Raw genomic sequence first — 18189 nt, 5'->3', positions numbered from 1 at the left:
ATACGCACAACGGAGCAACGCATGCACAGAAGGAACCACCGGCGACTGTTCGCGGCCGCCACGGCCAGCGCCGTTCTCGCCGGTTCGGTGGCGCTCGGCACGCCGGCCTCGGCCGAGCCGGTCGACAGCAGCGACGTACGGGTGACCGTCGACATCGAGGAGATCCGCGAGCCGGGTGTCCTCGCCATGACGGTCGCCGCCGACTCGGTCGCGCTGGCCGAGAACGGGTCGACGCTGCTGGTCCGCCAGTTCACCGGCACCCTGCCGACGGTGACGGTCACCGACACCCGTACCGCCGACGAGGTGCCCGAGGGCGCCGCGTGGGCCGTGCTGGGCAGCGCCACCGACTTCGTCGGCGACGCCGACCAGGCGCCGATCGGCGCCGGTCACCTGGGCTGGAAGCCGAAGCTGATCGACGGTGGCGACACCGGCCTGGTCAGCGAGGGCGAAGAGGTCGTCACCGTGCTGGACGAGCCGACCCAGCCGGGCAACAACGTGGGTCTGGTCGACCAGGAACTGCTGGTCTCCACCTTCGACTCCGGAGCGGTCGCCGGTGGCGAGTACACCGTCAACGCGAACCTGTTCCTGCGCACCCCGGCGGACGTCGCCGCCGGCAAGTACACCTCGACGCTGACCCTGTCTCTGTTCGAGTAGATCCATCGGGGGAGCCGCCTGGGCGTGGCTCCCCCACCCGCTCCTCCCGCAAAGGAAAACCGCCATGATCCGAACCCCGCTGCGAGCACTGACCCGGATGCTCGCCGTGCTGGCTGTGGTGCTGGCCGTCGTGCCGATCTCGTCGACCGGCGCGATGGCGGAACCGACCAGTCCCGCGGTCACCTGGGCGGTCCAGCCGGCCGACCGTAACGGCCCGGACGGTCGCCGGTTCATCGAACGGACCCTCGACCCCGGCCAGGTGGTGACCGAGCACCTCGCGGTACGGAACTTCAGCGACTCGGCGGTGGTCTTCTCCCTCAAGGCGGCCGACGGATACCTCACCGACAAGGGCCGCTTCAACATGCTGCCCTCGAACGAGAAGTCGGTGGACGGTGGCACCTGGATCACCGTCCAGGAGAAGGTGACCGTCGAGGCCAACGGCACGAAGGTGGTGCCGTTCACCATCACCGTGCCGGAGGACGCCACCCCCGGCGACCACCCGGCGGGTATCGCGGCGACCGTCACCAGCACCGGCGGCACCGTCGCCGTGGAGAGCCGGGTCGGTTTCCGGGTCATGTTGCGGGCCAGCGGCACGGTCACCGCCAGTGTGGCGATCAGTGACCTCAGCACCACCTACACGCCCTCGTGGAACCCGTTCTCCGCCGGCACCCTCAAGGTCGGCTACACCGCGAAGAACGACGGCAACGTCGCGTTGACCGGTAGCGGAAAGGTGTCCGTCGGCGAACTGTTCGGCCTGGTCAAGCAGGAGGACCCGACCCAGGTCACCGAGACGCTGCCCGGCGGCGTACAGGTGGTGGACACCCAGGTCGACGGGGTCTGGGGGCTCGGCCGGCTCAAGACCACCGTCTCGGTCACGCCCGCCGTTCAGGGTGGCGACCCGACGGGCGCCGAGATCCGCCCCGGCACCGCGACCGTCACCACCTGGATCGTGCCCTGGCCGCAGCTGGCGCTGCTGCTCCTGATCGGCCTGCTCGTGCTCGCCTACCGGGTCATCACCCGGCGCCGTCGGCGGCGGCTGGCTCAGCTGCTGGCCAGCGCGCGGGAAGAGGGCCGGGCCGAGGGGCGCCGGACCACCCCGGTCGGCTGAGCTGCGCCTCAGCCGGCGCGGAACACGATGGTGTAGCTGAACGACGTGCCGTCGACCTGGTACGCGTAGCAGCCCGGACCGTCGACAGTGGTGGTGCCCGGCAGGTCGGTCTCCGGCCTGGTCAGCACGGCATGGTGGCCGTCGTGGCGAGGCTCGCCGAGGTAGGAGAACTCGGCCGAGGCGGCACCCGGCGCGTCGATGCGCCCCGCGCGTACCAGCACCGGGCCGGTGTAGTCGGCGGCCAGCCAGCGCACCTTCGCCGTGTAGCTGCCGTCGGCCTGCCGGTTGGTGGGGCGCAGCGGCAGGGCTCCGCCGGTGAAGTAGTCGGCGATCGGATAGACCGGGCCCGGCCCCAGCACCCGCTGGGCCTGGTCCGGGTTGCTCCAGCGCTGCGGCTCGGCGACCGGGCAGGTGCCGTCGGGGGCCACGCTGGGCAGTTGCAGTGGTGGGACCGCGAGGTCGCCGGGGGATGCCGAAGGGGAGGGCGCCGTCGGTGAGGGTGACGGGGTGTCCACGGGTGCGCGGTCACAGGCGACAAGTGCCGACCCGAGCGCTACGAGTGTCAGGACCCGCACCAGTCGCGTCATCTCCACAGTATCGACCGCCGTCGGCGTTTCCGCTGCCCCCGTGGCGTACGGCCCGGTCGACCAGTGGCCGCGTACGGTGCGTCCGTCCGCGTCGCCCCGGGGCAGGTCAGCGCAGGCCGCGCATCAGGTTGTCGACCAGGGTGGCGGCGAACTCCTCGGTGAGTGGCTGGTCCGGAATCAGCAGCCGGTGGTAGCAGGCGCCCCAGAGTTGGTCGACGACGGACTCGGCATCGATGTCCGGGCGTAGCTGTCCTCGGGCCACCGCCCGGGTGAGGGCCTCGACGCCCATCGCGCGACGGGGGGCCGAATAGCGCTCGCGATAGACGACGGCGAGGTCCGGATCGGTCTGGGCCTGCGCGATGAGCTGGCTGACCACCCGACCGGCGGAGGTGTCGGTCATCAGGTGGACGAACGCGGTGAGCTGGCTGGTCAGGTCGGCGACGATGTCACCGGTGTCGGGGAACGCCAGCACCGGGCCGACCACCGCGAAGTAGCCGTCGAGGGCCAACGCACCCTTGGACGGCCACCATTTGTAGATCGTCATGCGGCTGGCACCGGCCTGGGCCGCGACCTTCTCGATCGTGAAGCCCGCCATGCCCTCGGCCAGCAGCAGGTTGCCGGCGGCGGTGAGGATCTCGGCGCGTACCTGGTCAGCAGGGCGGCGACCGCGCCCACGCCGACGCGGAGCCTCGTAGTCTGGGGTGAGCTGCGTCACCTGTCCTCCGTTATATGGACGCTGCGTCTTCATGACAAGTTATATGGACACAGCGTACACATATTGGATTCGGGAGGAACCATGACCACCACCTTCAGCACGACCGGCCGCGTCGCGATCGTGACCGGCGGCTCCCGGGGCATCGGACGCCGCGTGGTCGAACGACTGGCCGCCGAGGGGTACGCGGTCGTGGTCAACTACCGCGGCCGACAGGACGCGGCGGAGGAGGCCGTGACCGCCGCCCGGGCCGCCGGTGGGACGGCCATCGCGGTACCGGCCGACGTCGCCGACCCCGCTGCGGTGGCGGCCCTCTTCGACACCACGGAACGTGAGTTCGGCGGCGTCGACGTGGTGGTGCACGCGGCGGGGATGATGACCCTGGCCCCGCTGGCGGATCTCGACCTCGACCAGCTCGACCAACTGCTGCGGATCAACGTACGAGGCACCTTCGTGGTCGACCAGCAGGCCGCGCGGCGGGTGCGCCCGGGCGGCGCCATCGTCAACTTCTCCAGTTCGTTGACCCGGTTCGCCCGCCCCGGCTACAGCGCCTACGCGGCGAGCAAGGGCGCCGTCTCGACGATGACCCTGATCCTCGCCCGCGAGCTGCGCGGACGGGACGTGACGGTGAACGCGGTGGCGCCCGGCCCGACCGCGACCGACCTCTTCCTCGACGGCAAGGACGAGCAGACGCTGGCCCGGATCGCCGCCGAACCGCCGTTGGAGCGCATCGGGACGCCGGACGACATCGCCGAGCTGGTCGTCTTCCTCGCCGGCCCGGGGCGCTGGGTGAACGGCCAGGTGCTCTACGCCAACGGCGGCGCGATCTGACCGGCTCTCGTCACCGGGCTTACGCGGTGAGGGTCGAGACCGCAGCGGCCACGTAGAGGCAGCCGCCCAGGCAGACCGCCACCCCGGCGATCGCCGGAGTCCAGGCCGACACGCTGGACAGCAGGGCCCACCTGCGGCTCTGACCCGCCAGCAGGGCCTGCCCCCGGATGGTCAGCACCCCGACCCCGGTCAGGGTCAACGCCATCCCGGCACCGAACGCCAGCACGATCACGACCGCGCCGACGGCGCGACCGGTCAGCAGTCCGCTGACCAGGATGAGAAAGGCCGACGGGGAGGGCAGCAGCCCACCCGACAGCCCGAGCGCAACCAGACCCCGCCGGGACCACGGGTCGACCGTCTCGTCGTGCTGATGGTGGTGGTGATCGTGGCTGTGATCGTGATCGTGGCCGTGGTGGTGATCGTGGGCGTGGGCGTGGCGACGCCGCAGGTGGCGGCGGATCAGGTGCGCGCCGACGCCGATCACCACGAGCCCGGCCAGCACCTGAAGCCCGGCCGTGATCGTCGTGGTGCCGAGGCTGGCCGCGCCGCTGAAGGCGGTCCAGACCAGCGCCAGCACCAGGACGGAGAAGGTGTGCATCACCGCGACGATGACGCCCAGCCGCAGCGCGTCCCGGTACCGGCCATGCGTGCCGACCAGGTACGCGGCGGTGATGCTCTTGCCGTGTCCCGGTGCCACGGCGTGTGCCGCGCCGACGCCCACCGCCACGACCAGGGCCAACCAGAACAGGGCCGAGTTGTCGAAGAGTGCCAGCAGTCGTTGGTCGAGGTCGTTGAGGCCGTTCATGCCGTGCTCCGGGTACGTCGTCGGGAAAGTGGTACGAGCAGCGCACCGAGCACTGCGGCAGCGCCGACCCCGAAGGCCAGCGCGGTGGCCGATCCGAGCCCACCGCCGGACTGCGTGAAGTCGACCTGGTGGGTGTCGGCCGCGGCGGTGTACAGCGTCTCGGCCGGGCTCGCCGACTCGGCGCGAAGGATCGTGCGGTACGCCTGGTTGAGGTCGGTCAACGCGGTCAACGTGATGTCGAGCGTGCGGACCGGGGCGGGACAGTCGAAGGTCAGTCGGGCGCCCTGCGCGAGCAACCCGTCCAGCGGCTTGAGTTCGCCGCGACAGGGCTGGCCGTGCTGGCTGACGGTGATCCGCTCGCGCAGGTAGTCACGCACCGCGGCGGACTCCCGGAGCTTCTGTTCGCCGGTGAGCTGGGTGGCCACCGGGCCGGCGCTGGGGTCCTCGAAGGCACCGAGTGACTGGCCGAGCGCCACCCAGTCGTCCTCGGCGGGCTGCCAGGAGATGTCGACCCGGGAGCCGTCGACGGCGACCTGGGCGGTCGTCGGCGGGCCGAAGGGGTGCGCGGCGGCCGGCGCGCCGCCCCCGACAGCCGCCGCCAGGGCCGTACCGCCGGCGAGCAGAGCGCCGATCATCTTGCTGCGGTGATTCATTGTCGTCTCCGGCAGACCACGGGTGTGGGGGTCGCCGCCTGCGGACCCCCACACCCGCGATGGTCACTCGAACAGGGACAGGGTCAGCGTCGAGGTGTACGCACCCGCCGCCACGTCCGCGGGCGTACGCAGGAACAGATCGGCGTTGACGGTGTACGCCCCGCCGGCCACCGCACCCGAGTCGAAGGTGGAGACCAGCAGTTCCTGGTCCACCAGACCCACGTTGTTGCCCGGCTGGGTCGGCTCGTCCACCACGGTCACGACCTCTTCACCCTCGCTGACCAGGCCGCTGTCGCCACCGTCGATCAGCTTCGGCTTCCAGCCCAGGTGACCGGCACCGATCGGCGCCTGGTCGGCGTCGCCGACGAAGTCGGTGGCGCTGCCCAGCACCGCCCACGCGGCACCCTCGGGCACCTCGTCGGCGGTACGGGTGTCGGTGACCGTCACCGTCGGCAGGGTGCCGACGAACTGGCGGACCAGCAGCGTCGACCCGTCCTCGGCCAACGTCACCGAGTCACCGGCGATGGACATCGCCAGCACACCCGGCTCCTTGATCTCCTCGATGTCCACGGTCACCGACACGTCGGCGCTGTCACCGGGCGCGGCGAACACGGGTGATCCCGCCGCCACCGATCCGGCCAGCAGGGCACCGGCGGCGCCCACCGCGAAAAGCCGCCTACGACTTGAAGTCTTCATCTCTACTCCATCGCCACTCAGGGCAGTTGAAGGAAGTTCAGCCGGGGGAACGCTTGTCCCACCGGCGGGAGGCGGTGGCGATGCCGATCAGGCACCGCCACCGCACACGGACTACTCGCAGCTGGCCGCCTCGTACGCAGCCTCGACCCGCATGGTGACCGGGTCACCGTCGACCATCCCGGTGACGTCGACGGTCGCGACGCCGGCCGGCACCGACCTGGCCCGGCTGTTGAACGCCTGGCCGGCGGACTTGCCACCGGCCACGCCGGCGACGGTCCGCGACCCGTACGGGGTCACCATCTCGACGCTCAGCGGCTCACCCTCACCGTTGCGCACGGTGACCGAGACGTACGCGTTGGCACCGACGCAGTGCGCGCGAGCCTGGACGTCGGCACGCCAACCGTTCAGCGTGATCGCCGGGCTGGTGATCTGCTGGTTGGCACTGGACAGGAACACCTCGTAGGTGCCGCCGGCCTTGGCGGAGGCGGGGATCGCCAGCTGGTAGCTGATCCGGCCCAGCTGGTCCGCGGTCAGGTTGGCCACGGAGATCTCGGCCTGACCGGGGGTGTTGCCGAGCTTGCGCAGCGAGACGGCGACCTTCTCGGCCGGGTCGTAGCCGTACGCGGAGACCTTGACCTCGCCCTTGACCGCGACGCTGGTCCGGTCGACGGTGACGTGCTGGCCCGTCGTGTTCGACGGGGTACGCAGCTCGTTGACGGTCCGCTCGCCCTCGTCGTTCTTGCGGATCAGGAACCCGTCGTGGTGCTCACCGTTGGCGTACCGGGCCTCGTAGCGCAGGGTGCCCTGCGAGACGTCGATGAGCTGGTAGAGCTGGGTGTTCTGGCTGGTGCTGGTCACCTCGGCACCGTTGCCGGTCCAGTTCTGACCGTTGTTGAGGGCGTACATCTTGCCGCCGGAGACCGACACCGCGTACACCGTGCCCTCGTGCACGGCGGCCGAGCGGCGGTTGGTGGCCACGTTGCCCCGGCCGTACGAGTGGTCGTGGCCCTGCAGCACCAGGTCCACGCCGTACCGCTCGAACAGCGGGCCCCACTGGGCCCGGACCTGCGGGTTGTTGCGGGTGCCCGTGGTCGAGTAGACCGGGTGGTGGAAGGTGACCACCGTCCACTTGTTCGGGTTGTCCCGGAGCACATCCTCCAGCCAGGCGGTCTGGGCGGCCATCAGGGTGCTGTTGCTCTGGTGGTTCGAGTCCAGGGCGATGAAGCGTACGCCCTGGTAGTCGACGTAGTAGACGGTCTGCTTCAGCTCCGGGTTGCCCGGGCCGTTGTCCGGGTACGGGAACTGCGGCCGCCAGAACTGCGACAGCCCACCGCTGTACTCGTGGTTACCCGGCACCGAGATGTTGTTGATCTGGCCGTCGATGAAGCCGCTGGCCTTGTACCACTGGCCCCACTGCTCTTCGCTGTTGGCGTGGTCGATGAGGTCACCGGCGTTGACGATCATCTTGGCCTCGGGCCGCTCGGCGAAGGCCTGCCGGAACACCCGGGGCACCGCCGAGTCGAGGTTGTTCTGCGCGTCGCCGTAGTAGATGAACGAGAACGGCTCGAAGTCGCTGGCCGCGGTGGTGAAGTCGATCCACTCGCTCCAGTTGGTGCCGTCACCGACCCGGTACGTGTACCGGGTGTCCGGCTTCAGGCCGGTGAACTCGACGGTGTGGTAGGTCGAGGCGTACCCCAGGGAGGTGTTGACCGGGGTGCTGGAGAGGGCGGCGAGGCGGGTCACCGCACTGCCGGAGGCCGGCACGCCACCGACGAGAGCCCGGGGGGCCTCGATGAGCTCGGCCCGCGCCCACTCCGCCGTGGCCTCGGCCCGCCAGGTCACCCGCTGCGAGGTGGACGGGTTGGCGGTGGGGGTCAACATGATCCGGTCCGGCACCGGCGACGGCTTGTGAATCTCGGCGGCGGGGAACTTGGCTGGCGTTGCATCACCGAAGGCGGCGGGGCTGAGTGCCACGCCCCCGGCGAGCAGTGCCGCGGCACCGATCGCCACGATCTTCGCCCGACGGGCCCCGATGCTCCAGGGGAGCTTCTGGTCGGTCACGACTCTGGTCACCCTTCAAATGAGGAGGTGGGTGGCGCCCGACCAGCTGTTGTGCGGGCGGCGCGCCGTCGTCATTGGCCCAGTCCCGCTCAACCGGACAGCTACAAGATCCTTTCCAGCACATGAACACTCGCCGCGTCGCCTGCCCCACCAGCCGGTGTTGGCCGTCGCGTCACCTCGTCGACACCTGTGAGCAGCTCGCCGGCAGGGATCGCGTTCCTACGATCGACGCGCTATGACCAACCAGGACACTGTCACCGGCCAGCTCCCGCGCCGCTCGCTGCGCGGCGTCGTCGCCCTGCTCTGCACGGCGGGACTGCTCGCCACCATGGCCGGCAGCACCATGTCGGCCCCCGCCGTGGTCAAGGACGAAACCTTCGTCGACGCGCAGACGCCGGGCATCCTCCACATCGAGGGCGGCGAGTGCTTCGATGATCCGGCCCACCTGCCGGAGGCAGGCGGCGTCGTCGTCCGCTACCGGCCCTGCGCACTGGGTGCCGACAACCAGGTGTACGGCTTCGTGCACGCCGACGACACGAACTGGGATCCGGTGGCGCTACGGGAGTTCGCCTGGTCGGCCTGCCGGCAAATGTTCACCAGCACCTGGCCCGACGACACCGGCCAGGCACTGCGCTTCTACCCGGTGCTGCCCACAAGGGAGACCTGGGCCGACGGCGACCGGGACGTGATGTGTGTGGTCTACCGCTTCGGTGGCCGGCTAACCGGTTCGACGCTGCCGAGCTGGTGACGCCCCGCCCGGCGGCGCCACCGACGCGAGCACCGCGTCCAACGGACGCGGCACGCGCTCCAGGTCGAGCGCCTGCACCAGCAGTCGGGCGTACGCCTCCTTGCGGCCGGACGGGTGCCGATGAACCGGCGCAGCTGAGCCGGCAGCTCTCGGCCCTGCTGCGCGGGCTGCCGTTGGAAGAGCCGGAACGAGCGCAGATCGCCCTCGGCCGCCAGCACCTCCTGCATCCCGTCGGTGCCGAGCGCCCGGATCAACTCGTCCTCCAGATCACGCACACAGACGTGGAAGCCCAGCTCAGCCAGCGGGGCCGTACCAAGACCTGCCCGCTCCAGTCCACGCCGGACGAAGCCCTCCTCAGCCACGTCGTAGAGGCCGGCCAGGCGCAGGCCACGTCCACGCGGACCGAGTTGCTCCAGGTAGTGCCCGATGTTGGTGGCCCCGCCCATGGCCAGCACCCGTACGCCCTCGCCGGCCAGGTCCCGTCCCCGCCGTTGCGCCAGGGTCTGCACGGCGACCAGGTCGCTGGCCCCTTCGACCAGCAGCACCGTTCGGGCGTCCCGCAAGGTGGCGACCTCGATCCGCACCTCCACCTCCCCACCCCTCAGCCCCATCATGCCGACCCGAGCCCGGGTTCTGCTGGCCCGCCGTTTCGGCGAAATGGCGGGATCCGCGCCGGCGGGATGCCGCCGTTTCGGCGAAACGGAGTCGATCACCCCGGCCCGGCCACCTCCGGCGACTCGGCCGCAGGCGGTATGGGTGCGGCTGCCGCCCCACGGGTGGCGGCGATCGATCTCAGGCGAGCGGCGCGACGTCGGCGCAGTACAGCGGCGAGCAGCACGACCGCGCCCACCGCGCCCAGATAGAACGCAAGGTAGATCAGGCGCGTCTCGTCGAGCCACCGATCCGGCTCACGGGAGTAGAGGTTGACCGCTCCGACGATCGGCACCTGCCAGTACATCCCGCTGGTGCAGTACACCACCGCGAGCGTGACGGCCAGGGCCGCCATCGCGAGGGAGAGCCGCCGCGCACCGTCGAGGACAGCGATCCCGAGCACGGCCAGCACGGCCGCCCACCATGCCCAGGCGACCGCACCCAGCAACGGCGAGAGAACCCACGGGACGGTCGCCACCACGCAGGCCACCCCGAGCCGGTACCGGGACAACGCGACCGCCGCCACCGCCGCGAAATTCGCGAGCCCGAGCACCAACCGTTCCAGATCCACGAGCCATGGGCTGGAGGTCTCGTCGAGACCGTCCACTCCCCACCACGGGGTCGCCACGAGCAGCATTCCGACCGCCGCCGCGAGCACCAGCGGCGCACCCCACCTGACTGCCCCGCCACGGGGGTCAGCATCGGCCGGATCGGTCGGCTTCTGGTCCGGATTCGCCATACCCGCGAGCATGCCAGCGGGCCGCCAGCCGGTGCCTCCCCGATCGTCGGGAAATCACGGCTCGAAACGCTCCCCCGAACGGGGACGACAGGTCTTCACCGGCTGGTCACCGGCTGTTCGGCTGCCGTGCGTAACCGGACCGTACAGTCCCGACGCTGGTTGCCGTTACGGGGTGAGGACGGGTCTCGGGTGTGGCTCAGAGCTGACAAGAAGGCATTCGACGGGTTCCTCGACGCCGCCTCGGTGTACTGGCGCAAGAACCTGGGATCCACGTCGTCCGAGCGGTACCTGGTCGTCGAGGTGTTCCACCAGGACATCCGGGTGGCTCTGCGGAACCTGGCGGTGGCCAACGCGATCCGCCGGATCGTCCCCGCGCAGCTCGTCGTCGTCACCGGGGTCGAGCAGATGTGGCACGACGCGCTCTGGACCGAGTTCGACGTGCAGCTGGTCCGGCGGCTCGCCGAGGCGTACGGCGCGAGCGAGGTCATCGACCTGTACCGCCTGGTCGACGGGCCGGCCCGGTCCGCCACGCCCAGCGAGGTACGGCTGGAGCTGTTCGGCAGGCCGCTGCGCCCCGGACCGGCGATCAGCGAGCAGACGCTTGCGGAGTTCGTCAGCGCCACCTACTGCCGGGTGACCAAGCGTCCCCGACCGCCCGAGGATCCCACCGCCGACCCGCGCTACCAGCGGCGGCAGGCGCTGGCCCGGGCCATCTCGTCGGCGTACGACGCGTTGCTGGGGGACGAGTCGGTGGTGGCGCTGGTGACCAGCCACGTCGACTACGACCACTGGGGCCTGGCGGTGGACTCCGCCCGGCGCGCCGGGGTGCCGGTCGTGCACACCCAGCAGACCGGGTGCCTGAAGGCGTACGCCCTGTTTCCCGAGACCGACACCGGCCAGCACACCTTCCGGGGTGAACTCACCCAGCAGATCGGCACCTTCTTCGCCGAGCGGGTCTGGTCCCGACGCGAGGAGGTACGCCGCAACGCGGAGTTGGTGGCCTGGCGTTCGAAGGTCAACCTGGGCCGCCCGAGCTGGTGGCGGGGTGGGGCCAGCGCCTCGGTCGACATCAACAACAGCGCGGAGCGGGCCCGGCTGCGTACCCATTTCGCGGCGCGTCTGGGCTTCGACCCGGCGCGGCCGATGGTGGCGGTGTTCAACCACGCCGTCTCCGACGCGCCCGGCACCAACCACCAGTCCTTCCCCACGTTGGCCGACTGGTTCGAGGAGACGGCCCGGTTCGCGAGCACCGCGACGCAGGTGCAGTGGCTGTTCCAGGATCATCCGAGCCAGTTCCGGTACGACAGCACCGGCTTCTTCGAGTCGGTGGCCGCCCGGTACGCCCGGCACCGGCACATGGTGTTCCAGCCCAGCAAGGATCTGAGCAAGAACGGGTTGTGGAGCCTGGTCGACCTCGGTGTGACCGTGCGGGGCAGCGTGAGCAACGAGCTGCCCGCGTACGGCATCCCGGTGATTCAGGCGGGTTGGTCCGAGTGGAGCGAGTGCGGCCTGTCCACCGTCGTGCACGACCCGGAGACGTACTGGAAGGCCCTGGACTCGGCGATCGGCGCGCTCGGCAGCGGCGAGGAGCTGATCTCCGCCGAGCAGGTCGAGCGGGCCCGGTTGTGGTTGTGGTTCTACCGCAGCGCCACCGACCTGTTCACCCCGCAGGTGCCGCAGTGGGAGGTCTGGCCCGCCGACCATCTGCTCAAATCCGTACAGGTCGCGTTCCGGCACATCGAGAGCGACGCCGATCCGCTGTTCGAGGCGGTGGAGCGGATGTGGAACCGCCGCGAGCCGGTGTTGACCCGCACGGACCTGCACCGGCCCGGAGGGCAGCGGTGACAGCGACGGGTGCCCGGTTCGCCACCGAGTTCGACGAGCCGGCCGCGCCGCGCGAACTGCCCGCCGTGTTCACCAGCGGCGGCGACCCCGAGGTGCTGGTCGCCGACCAGCTCACCCGGGGCGCGGCCATCGTCGGGCGGGTCCAGGGCGACTCCGGTGCGGTCATGCTCAAGGTGCGCAGCGGCGGGCGGCCGATCCGGGTACGGGTCGATCTGCACGTGGACGGCGCCACGCAGGCGGCCTGGTCCCGCGCCGTGGTGCCCGGCCGCGGCATGCGGGAACTGCCTCGGCTGATCATGGTCCGGGCCCAGGGGGTGGCCCGGGCCGCCGCGCTGATCTGCCGTCAGCGTGGGCGGCTGCGGATGGTGGAGGCCCACGCCTGGGTCGAGTTCGACCTGGCCGCGCAGGAGATGGGCGTCGACGATCTGCTGATCATCGAGCTGGCGGACGCCACGTTGCCGCCGTGGGCGGCCCCGGCGCTCAGCCCGCTGGCGGCGGTCGGCGTACGGATCAACCAGGTCGAGGTGACCGCGATCGAGGGCGGCGACGGCCCGGGCGGGCCGCCGCTGACCGGGGCGTCGGCGCAGCTCGCCGGCCTGATCAGCGCCGGTGGTCTGGTGGGGGCGAAGGGACACACCGAGGGACCCGCCCGGTCCCGGTTCGTCGTGGTCAACGCGCCGGACCCGACCGTACGCTGCCGGTTGCGCACCACCGTCGCCTCGGTGCCGCCGGCGGCGTTCCGCCATCCCACCCGGCCCTGGCTGCGTCGTCAGCAGGGCCAGACCGTGCTGAAGGCGGTCCGGGTGGCCAAGCGGGGAGCGGGGTACGCCCTGTTCGAGGCGTCACCGTTCACCCGAGCACCGGAGACCGACCGCCTGGTCGTACGCGCCACGCATCTCCTCGACGGCACCGACTGCCCGGTGCGTACGACGACGGTCGCACCGGACGTGCTCGACGTGCTGGTCGAGCGGGCCACTGCGGGGCCGGTGCTGCTCGGGCTGACCGACCCGGCGGCCGAGACGGTACGACCACGAGTGTCGGAGATCGCCTGCCAGGTCACCGAAGTGGAGTGCTGAGATGCCCGCGACCGACCGTCACGACGTGCCGCTCGGCGCCGACCCGGCGGCCAATCGGCAGGCGATCGAACGCCTCCTGGCCGACCATGCGGGCGGGACACTGCACCTGCCGGCGGGCACCTTCCCGCTCGACGGCGGGATCGTCGTCGGTGCGGGCTGGACCCTGGCCGGCGCGCCCCGGCACGACGGGCCGGTACGAACCTGGTTGACCTCGTCCGCCTCGGACGGCCAGCCGATCGTCCACGTGCTCGGTTCCCAGGTGACGATCCAGGACATCGGGTTCCGACCGCCGCCGGTCTCCCCCGGCGAACACGGCGGGGACCGGGGCACCGCCATCACCGTCGGCAGTTACCTCTACCCCGCCGAGGCGGAGTGGATCGAGGGGATCCAGCTTCGCCGGGTACGGGTGGAGCGCCCGGACACCCGGGCCGCCAACTGCATCGCGCTCGTCGGGGCGGTACGCCACCTCACCCTCACGGACGTGTCGATCGTGGGTGGCTGCACCGGCATCGCGGTGCACTGGGGTGCGGTCGGCGACAGTGTCAGCTCGATCAGCGGGCCGTCGTACCACCCTCACCACATCGACATCCAGGATCTGGTGGTCAGCGACGCCTTCGAGGGCTTCTATCTCAGCTCGGTGCACGACGTGTCGGTGCAGCGGGCCCGCCTGTCGGACGTCGAGATCGGCTTCCGGTTGCTGCCGGGCGACAACACCGACCGCTTCCACGTCGGCGACGACAATGCCATCGGGCAACGGATCCGGGTGTCGGAGGCGCGGGTGTCCTGGAACGGCCCGTTGTACGCGATCCGGATCGCGGGCTGGGGCCGCAGCGAGGTCGACCATTCGGTGCGGGTGCTGGAGTACCGCGACGTGGTGGTGACGGACTGCACCCTGGTGCCGCTGCCGGTCATCGGCGCGAAGGACCCGCTCCGCTCGCGGACCCCCGTCGTCGTCGAGCAGGCGTCCGGGGTGCTCCTCGACAACATCCGTGTCGACCTGCGGGGCAAAGCGTGATGGACGCTCGATATTCCTCCTCACCGATCTAGGCTCGGTCGCCCCTCCGGGCCGCATACGGTCAAGGTCAGCCGCTGCTCCGAGCGCGTGTTCGCTGACCTATGGCTAGCTAGGGGGAGGCATGTGCGGGATCAGTGGAGAGGCGAGGTTCGACGGTACGAGCCCGGACGCTGCCGCGGTGACTCGGATGACCGAGGCGATGCAGTCCCGAGGGCCGGACGGCACGGGCCGGTGGAGTGACGACTGGGTGGCCCTCGGGCATCGACGGTTGACCATCATCGACCTGTCCGAGGCCGGCAGCCAACCGATGGTGCGGGAAGACCTCGGGTTGGCCCTGGTGTTCAACGGCTGCATCTACAACTACCCGCAGCTACGCAAGGAGTTGCGGACCGCCGGGCACACCTTCCACTCCACCAGCGACACCGAGGTGATCCTGGTGGCGTACGCCCAGTGGGGTGAGAACTTCGTCGACCACCTGGTGGGCATGTTCGCCGTCGGCCTGGTCGACCGGGCGCGACGGCGGCTGGTGCTGGCCCGGGACCGGCTCGGCATCAAACCCCTCTACCTGGCCGAGACGGCCGGCCGGCTGCGCTTCGCGTCGACCCTTCCGGCGCTGCTCGCCGCCGGTGAGGTGGACACCGACGTCGATCCGGTGGCCCTGCACCACTACCTGTCCTGGCATTCGATCGTGCCCGCGCCGCGGACCATCCTGCGCGGGGTGCGGAAGCTGCCACCGGCGACCGTGCGGGTGGTCGAGGCCGACGGGCACAGCCGGGAACGGGTCTACTGGCGGCCCGACTACGTCCGGCAACCCGCCCACCGCGACTGGGACGCCCGGGACTGGCAGGACGCGATCGGCGACGCGCTGCGTACGGCCGTGGCCCGGCGACTCGTCGCCGACGTGCCGGTCGGTGTGCTGCTCTCCGGTGGGCTCGACTCCAGTCTCATCGTGGCGCTGCTCGCCGAGGCGGGGCAGGAGCACCTGCGTACCTTCAGCATCGGCTTCGACAGCCGGGGTGGCGAGGCCGGCGACGAGTTCCACTACTCCGACCTGGTGGCCCGCGCCTTCGACACCGACCACCAACGCATCCAGCTCGCCAACGACGACCTGGTGCCGGCGGTACGCCGGACGATCGAGGCGATGACCGAGCCGATGGGCAGCCACGACGTGGTCGCCTTCCACCTGCTCTCCGAGCAGGTCGCGCGGCACGTCAAGGTGGCACAGTCCGGCCAGGGCGCGGACGAGGTGTTCGCCGGGTACGGCTATCACCAGCCGTTCGCCGAGGTGCCCCGGCACCAGACCGCCGGGGCGTTCGCGGAGGCGTTCTTCGACCACGAGCACGCGGAGTTGGCGGGGGTCGTCGGTCCCGCGTACGCCCTCGTCGACGATGCCAGCGGTGACCTGGTCGACGCCGACCTGGCCGCTTCCGGCGCGGACACCGCGTTGGACGCCGTCCTGCGACTGGACACCCACCGTATGCTGCCCGACGACCCGGTGAAGCGGGTCGACAGCATGAGCATGGCCTGGGGGCTGGAGGTGCGTACGCCCTTCCTCGACCAGGACCTGGTCATGCTCGCCGCCGCCTGCCCTCCGGAGCACAAGGTGGCCCAGGGCGGCAAGGGCGTCCTCAAGGAGGTCGCCCGGCAGGTCCTGCCGGCGGAGGTGATCGACCGGCCCAAGGGTTACTTCCCGGTGCCCGCGTTGCGCAACGTCGACGGGCCGGTCCGCGAACTGGTCGTCGAGGCGCTGCACGCGCCGGCCGCCCGGCAGCGTGCCCTGTTCCGACCCGAGTACGTCGAACGCTTGCTCGCCGATCCGCAGGCGGCCCAGGCGGCGGCCGGCAGCAACAAGCTGTGGCAGCTCGGCCTGCTCGAACTCTGGCTCCAGACCCATGGCGTCGAGTAGTCGCGGGGTCGAGCAGGACCGCCTCACCCTGGGGGTGGAGGAGGAGTTCCTGCTGCTGGACCCCGAGACCGGGGAGAGTCTGCCGGTCGCCGAGCAGGTGCTCGACGCGCTGTCCGGCACCGCTCGCACACAGAGTCGGCAGGAGTTCCGGCACAGCATGCTGGAGATGGTCACCCCGGTCTGTGCCGACCTGACGGAGTTGCGCGAGCATCTGATCACCCTGCGGCGCGCGGCCGCCGAGGCGGCGTCGGCGGCCGGGGCACGGCTGGTGGCGGTGGGGGCAACGCCGATCTGCGAAGCCCATCTCACGGTGCCGGACGAGCAGCGGTACCACGCCATGTCCCGCCGTTTCGGGCCGGTCGCGCACGACCCGGCGGTGTGTGGCTGCCACGTGCACGTCGGGGTGCCGGACCGGGAACTGGCCGTGCAGGTCTGCAACCATCTGCGTCCCTGGCTGCCGGTGGTGCAGGCGCTGACCGCCAACTCGCCGCTGTACGACGGTCGGGACACCGGCCACCACAGCTGGCGGTCCATGCAACTGGAACGCTGGCCGAGCATCGGGCCCACCCCGCACTTCGATTCGGTCGCCGACTACGACGCCACGGTGCAGGAGTTGATCACGGCCGGGATCATGCTCGACGCCGCGATGGTCTACTGGTACGCCCGGCCGTCGGCCAAGTACCCCACCGTCGAGGTCCGGGTCGGCGACGTCTGCCCGTCCGTGGACGACACGGTCCTGGTCGCCGCACTGGTCCGGGCGCTCGTCGTCACGATGATCGACCGGGTACGCGACGGCGTACCGCCCGTACGGATCCGGGACTGCCTGGTCGCGGCCGCGCACTGGCGGGCCGCCCACGACGGGATCGACGGGGTGCTCGTCGACCTGCTCGGCGGCGGTGCCCGGCCCGCCTGGGAACTCGTCAACGCCCTGCTCGACACCATCACGCCCGCACTGGCCCGCTACGACGATCTCGACCTGGTACGGCGACAGGTCGACCGACTGCGCCGGGAGGGCACCGGAGCGACCCGGCAGCGTCGGGTCATGGCCGGCACCGACGGCGACGTCCAGGCGGTGCTGCAACACCTGATCGCCCAGACGGTCGCGGGTTGACCTGGAGGTTGGCCCGGACGGGCCACCGGATGGCCCACGGATGCCACCAGGGCGGGAAGGCACCTCGACAGCGTTCTACGACGAGGAGGCCGGGTGTTCAGCCACATCAAGAACCTTCAGTTCGAGGCCAGACCGGACGGGCCGGACGCCGCTTTCGCCTGCCGGCTGCAGGAGGTCCTGGGCGGCAAGTGGGGCGAGATGACAGTTGCCAACCAGTACCTCTACCAGGGCTGGAACTGTCGGCTGCCCGGTAAGTACAAGGACCTGCTGCTCGATGTCGGCACCGAGGAGATGGGCCACGTCGAGATGATCGCCACGATGATCACCCGGCTGCTGGAGCACGCGCCGTTGTCCCTGGCGGAGGCCGCCGACGGCAACCCGATGGTGGGAGCGATCTACGGCGGCTCGAACCCGGCGCACTTCATCCACGGCGGTGGAGGCGCGATGCCGGTCGACAGCGTGGGCGTGCCGTGGAACGGCAACTACGTCACCGCGAGCGGCAACCTGATGGCCGATTTCCAGCTCAACGTCACCGCCGAGGCCCAGGGCCGGTTGCAGGTCTCCCGCCTGTTCAACATGACCGACGACCCCGGCGTCAAGCAGATGCTGCGCTTCCTGCTGGCCCGCGACACGATGCACCAGAACATGTGGATGGCGGCCATCGAGCAGCTCAAGGAGGACGGCCTGGAGGCCATGCCGGTGCCGGAAGCCTTCCCCGACTCCCCGGATTTCACCGAGGAGTTCAGCTACACGTACCTCGACTTCTCCCCGGACGGCGACGCCGGCCAGGGTCGCTGGGCATCCGGACCGGCGCCGGACGGCAGGGGAGAGTTCCGTTACGACAACAGCCCTCGGGCGCACGCACCGGAACCCGTCCTGCCTCCGGGCGACCCACGCCTGTACGGGACCGACCCGGGGATGGTGCAGGGTGTGATGAACAAGGTCGAGAGCAAGGTCACCTGACGTGTCGGGCGGGCTCGGCTGATTGCCG

The 18189-nt window shown here is 70.8% G+C and carries 18 protein-coding genes; 10 read left to right on the top strand and 8 right to left on the bottom strand.

Annotation, left to right across the window (positions count from 1 at the left end; translation table 11 throughout):
• Window positions 1-21: 21 nt before the first annotated feature.
• Both JMF97_RS13950 and JMF97_RS13945 read left to right on the top strand, forming a co-directional pair.
• Window positions 22-654: a hypothetical protein gene (locus JMF97_RS13950; RefSeq protein WP_203221929.1), complete on the top strand. Its 633-nt coding sequence runs from the start codon at window positions 22-24 to the stop codon at window positions 652-654.
• 64 nt (window positions 655-718) lie between these two features.
• On the top strand, window positions 719-1762 hold the full coding sequence (locus tag JMF97_RS13945) for a WxL protein peptidoglycan domain-containing protein (protein ID WP_203221928.1): 1044 nt from the start codon (window positions 719-721) through the stop codon (window positions 1760-1762).
• Between the two features lie 8 nt (window positions 1763-1770).
• On the opposite strand, the gene JMF97_RS13940 is transcribed toward JMF97_RS13945, so the two are convergent.
• A complete protein-coding gene (locus tag JMF97_RS13940) occupies window positions 1771-2349 on the bottom strand; it encodes a hypothetical protein (RefSeq protein ID WP_203221927.1) in 579 nt (192 codons plus the stop codon).
• Between the two features lie 106 nt (window positions 2350-2455).
• The gene (locus JMF97_RS13935; RefSeq protein ID WP_307816902.1) at window positions 2456-3064 is read right to left on the bottom strand and encodes a TetR/AcrR family transcriptional regulator; all 609 of its coding nucleotides are present in this window, start codon (window positions 3062-3064) and stop codon (window positions 2456-2458) included.
• A gap of 81 nt (window positions 3065-3145) precedes the next feature.
• Here JMF97_RS13935 and JMF97_RS13930 point away from each other — a divergent pair, with 81 nt between their 5' ends.
• Entirely contained in the window at window positions 3146-3892 is a 747-nt protein-coding gene (locus JMF97_RS13930) for an SDR family oxidoreductase (protein ID WP_203221925.1), read from the top strand.
• Between the two features lie 19 nt (window positions 3893-3911).
• Here JMF97_RS13930 and JMF97_RS13925 read toward each other — a convergent pair whose 3' ends face one another.
• From JMF97_RS13925 to JMF97_RS13910, 4 genes are all read right to left on the bottom strand, one after another.
• On the bottom strand, window positions 3912-4697 hold the full coding sequence (locus tag JMF97_RS13925) for a nickel/cobalt transporter (RefSeq protein WP_203221924.1): 786 nt from the start codon (window positions 4695-4697) through the stop codon (window positions 3912-3914).
• Window positions 4694-5350: a hypothetical protein gene (locus JMF97_RS13920; RefSeq protein WP_203221923.1), complete on the bottom strand. Its 657-nt coding sequence runs from the start codon at window positions 5348-5350 to the stop codon at window positions 4694-4696. The genes JMF97_RS13925 and JMF97_RS13920 overlap by 4 nt, the downstream gene beginning before the upstream one ends.
• Before the next feature lie 63 nt (window positions 5351-5413).
• Window positions 5414-6046, bottom strand: a complete 633-nt coding sequence (locus JMF97_RS13915; RefSeq protein WP_203221922.1) for a hypothetical protein — start codon at window positions 6044-6046, stop codon at window positions 5414-5416.
• A gap of 111 nt (window positions 6047-6157) precedes the next feature.
• Window positions 6158-8119: a purple acid phosphatase family protein gene (locus tag JMF97_RS13910; RefSeq protein WP_307816901.1), complete on the bottom strand. Its 1962-nt coding sequence runs from the start codon at window positions 8117-8119 to the stop codon at window positions 6158-6160.
• Between the two features lie 223 nt (window positions 8120-8342).
• Here JMF97_RS13910 and JMF97_RS13905 point away from each other — a divergent pair, with 223 nt between their 5' ends.
• Window positions 8343-8855, top strand: a complete 513-nt coding sequence (locus tag JMF97_RS13905) for a hypothetical protein (RefSeq protein WP_203221921.1) — start codon at window positions 8343-8345, stop codon at window positions 8853-8855.
• Here the strand turns inward: JMF97_RS13905 and JMF97_RS13900 are convergent.
• Window positions 8807-9445: a TOPRIM nucleotidyl transferase/hydrolase domain-containing protein gene (locus JMF97_RS13900; RefSeq protein ID WP_203221920.1), complete on the bottom strand. Its 639-nt coding sequence runs from the start codon at window positions 9443-9445 to the stop codon at window positions 8807-8809. The two genes, JMF97_RS13905 and JMF97_RS13900, sit on opposite strands and share 49 nt — an antisense overlap.
• 119 nt (window positions 9446-9564) lie before the next feature.
• A complete protein-coding gene (locus tag JMF97_RS13895; protein WP_203221919.1) occupies window positions 9565-10245 on the bottom strand; it encodes a hypothetical protein in 681 nt (226 codons plus the stop codon).
• A gap of 189 nt (window positions 10246-10434) precedes the next feature.
• On the opposite strand from JMF97_RS13895, the gene JMF97_RS13890 reads away from it, so the two are divergent.
• From JMF97_RS13890 to JMF97_RS13865, 6 genes are all read left to right on the top strand, one after another.
• Window positions 10435-12090: a hypothetical protein gene (locus tag JMF97_RS13890; protein ID WP_203221918.1), complete on the top strand. Its 1656-nt coding sequence runs from the start codon at window positions 10435-10437 to the stop codon at window positions 12088-12090.
• Complete coding sequence (locus JMF97_RS13885) at window positions 12087-13166, top strand: hypothetical protein (protein ID WP_203221917.1); 1080 nt, start codon at window positions 12087-12089, stop codon at window positions 13164-13166. The genes JMF97_RS13890 and JMF97_RS13885 overlap by 4 nt, the downstream gene beginning before the upstream one ends.
• A 1-nt stretch (window position 13167) precedes the next feature.
• A complete protein-coding gene (locus JMF97_RS13880; RefSeq protein ID WP_203221916.1) occupies window positions 13168-14181 on the top strand; it encodes a right-handed parallel beta-helix repeat-containing protein in 1014 nt (337 codons plus the stop codon).
• 121 nt (window positions 14182-14302) lie between these two features.
• Entirely contained in the window at window positions 14303-16087 is a 1785-nt protein-coding gene (locus tag JMF97_RS13875) for an N-acetylglutaminylglutamine amidotransferase (RefSeq protein ID WP_203221915.1), read from the top strand.
• Window positions 16074-17198, top strand: a complete 1125-nt coding sequence (locus JMF97_RS13870) for a carboxylate-amine ligase (protein ID WP_203221914.1) — start codon at window positions 16074-16076, stop codon at window positions 17196-17198. The genes JMF97_RS13875 and JMF97_RS13870 overlap by 14 nt, the downstream gene beginning before the upstream one ends.
• Before the next feature lie 93 nt (window positions 17199-17291).
• The gene (locus JMF97_RS13865) at window positions 17292-18161 is read left to right on the top strand and encodes a manganese catalase (RefSeq protein ID WP_203221913.1); all 870 of its coding nucleotides are present in this window, start codon (window positions 17292-17294) and stop codon (window positions 18159-18161) included.
• Window positions 18162-18189: the final 28 nt, after the last annotated feature.

The organism is Micromonospora fiedleri (assembly GCF_016774385.1).
In the GTDB taxonomy this organism is placed as follows: domain Bacteria; phylum Actinomycetota; class Actinomycetes; order Mycobacteriales; family Micromonosporaceae; genus Micromonospora; species Micromonospora gifhornensis.
The sequence above is the reverse complement of the archived record's forward strand: the minus strand, read 5'-3'. Positions and strand labels throughout refer to the sequence as shown.

Excerpts from the sequence above, each read along its gene's own strand:
- JMF97_RS13920 (WP_203221923.1), bottom strand. The coding sequence starts at position 5,350 with ATGAATCACCGCAGCAAGATGATCGGCGCTCTGCTCGCCGGCGGTACG.
- JMF97_RS13875 (WP_203221915.1), top strand. The coding sequence starts at position 14,303 with ATGTGCGGGATCAGTGGAGAGGCGAGGTTCGACGGTACGAGCCCGGAC.
- JMF97_RS13930 (WP_203221925.1), top strand. The coding sequence starts at position 3,146 with ATGACCACCACCTTCAGCACGACCGGCCGCGTCGCGATCGTGACCGGC.
- JMF97_RS13950 (WP_203221929.1), top strand. The coding sequence starts at position 22 with ATGCACAGAAGGAACCACCGGCGACTGTTCGCGGCCGCCACGGCCAGC.
- JMF97_RS13870 (WP_203221914.1), top strand. The coding sequence starts at position 16,074 with ATGGCGTCGAGTAGTCGCGGGGTCGAGCAGGACCGCCTCACCCTGGGG.
- JMF97_RS13945 (WP_203221928.1), top strand. The coding sequence starts at position 719 with ATGATCCGAACCCCGCTGCGAGCACTGACCCGGATGCTCGCCGTGCTG.
- JMF97_RS13905 (WP_203221921.1), top strand. The coding sequence starts at position 8,343 with ATGACCAACCAGGACACTGTCACCGGCCAGCTCCCGCGCCGCTCGCTG.
- JMF97_RS13940 (WP_203221927.1), bottom strand. The coding sequence starts at position 2,349 with ATGACGCGACTGGTGCGGGTCCTGACACTCGTAGCGCTCGGGTCGGCA.
- JMF97_RS13880 (WP_203221916.1), top strand. The coding sequence starts at position 13,168 with ATGCCCGCGACCGACCGTCACGACGTGCCGCTCGGCGCCGACCCGGCG.
- JMF97_RS13915 (WP_203221922.1), bottom strand. The coding sequence starts at position 6,046 with ATGAAGACTTCAAGTCGTAGGCGGCTTTTCGCGGTGGGCGCCGCCGGT.
- JMF97_RS13895 (WP_203221919.1), bottom strand. The coding sequence starts at position 10,245 with ATGGCGAATCCGGACCAGAAGCCGACCGATCCGGCCGATGCTGACCCC.
- JMF97_RS13925 (WP_203221924.1), bottom strand. The coding sequence starts at position 4,697 with ATGAACGGCCTCAACGACCTCGACCAACGACTGCTGGCACTCTTCGAC.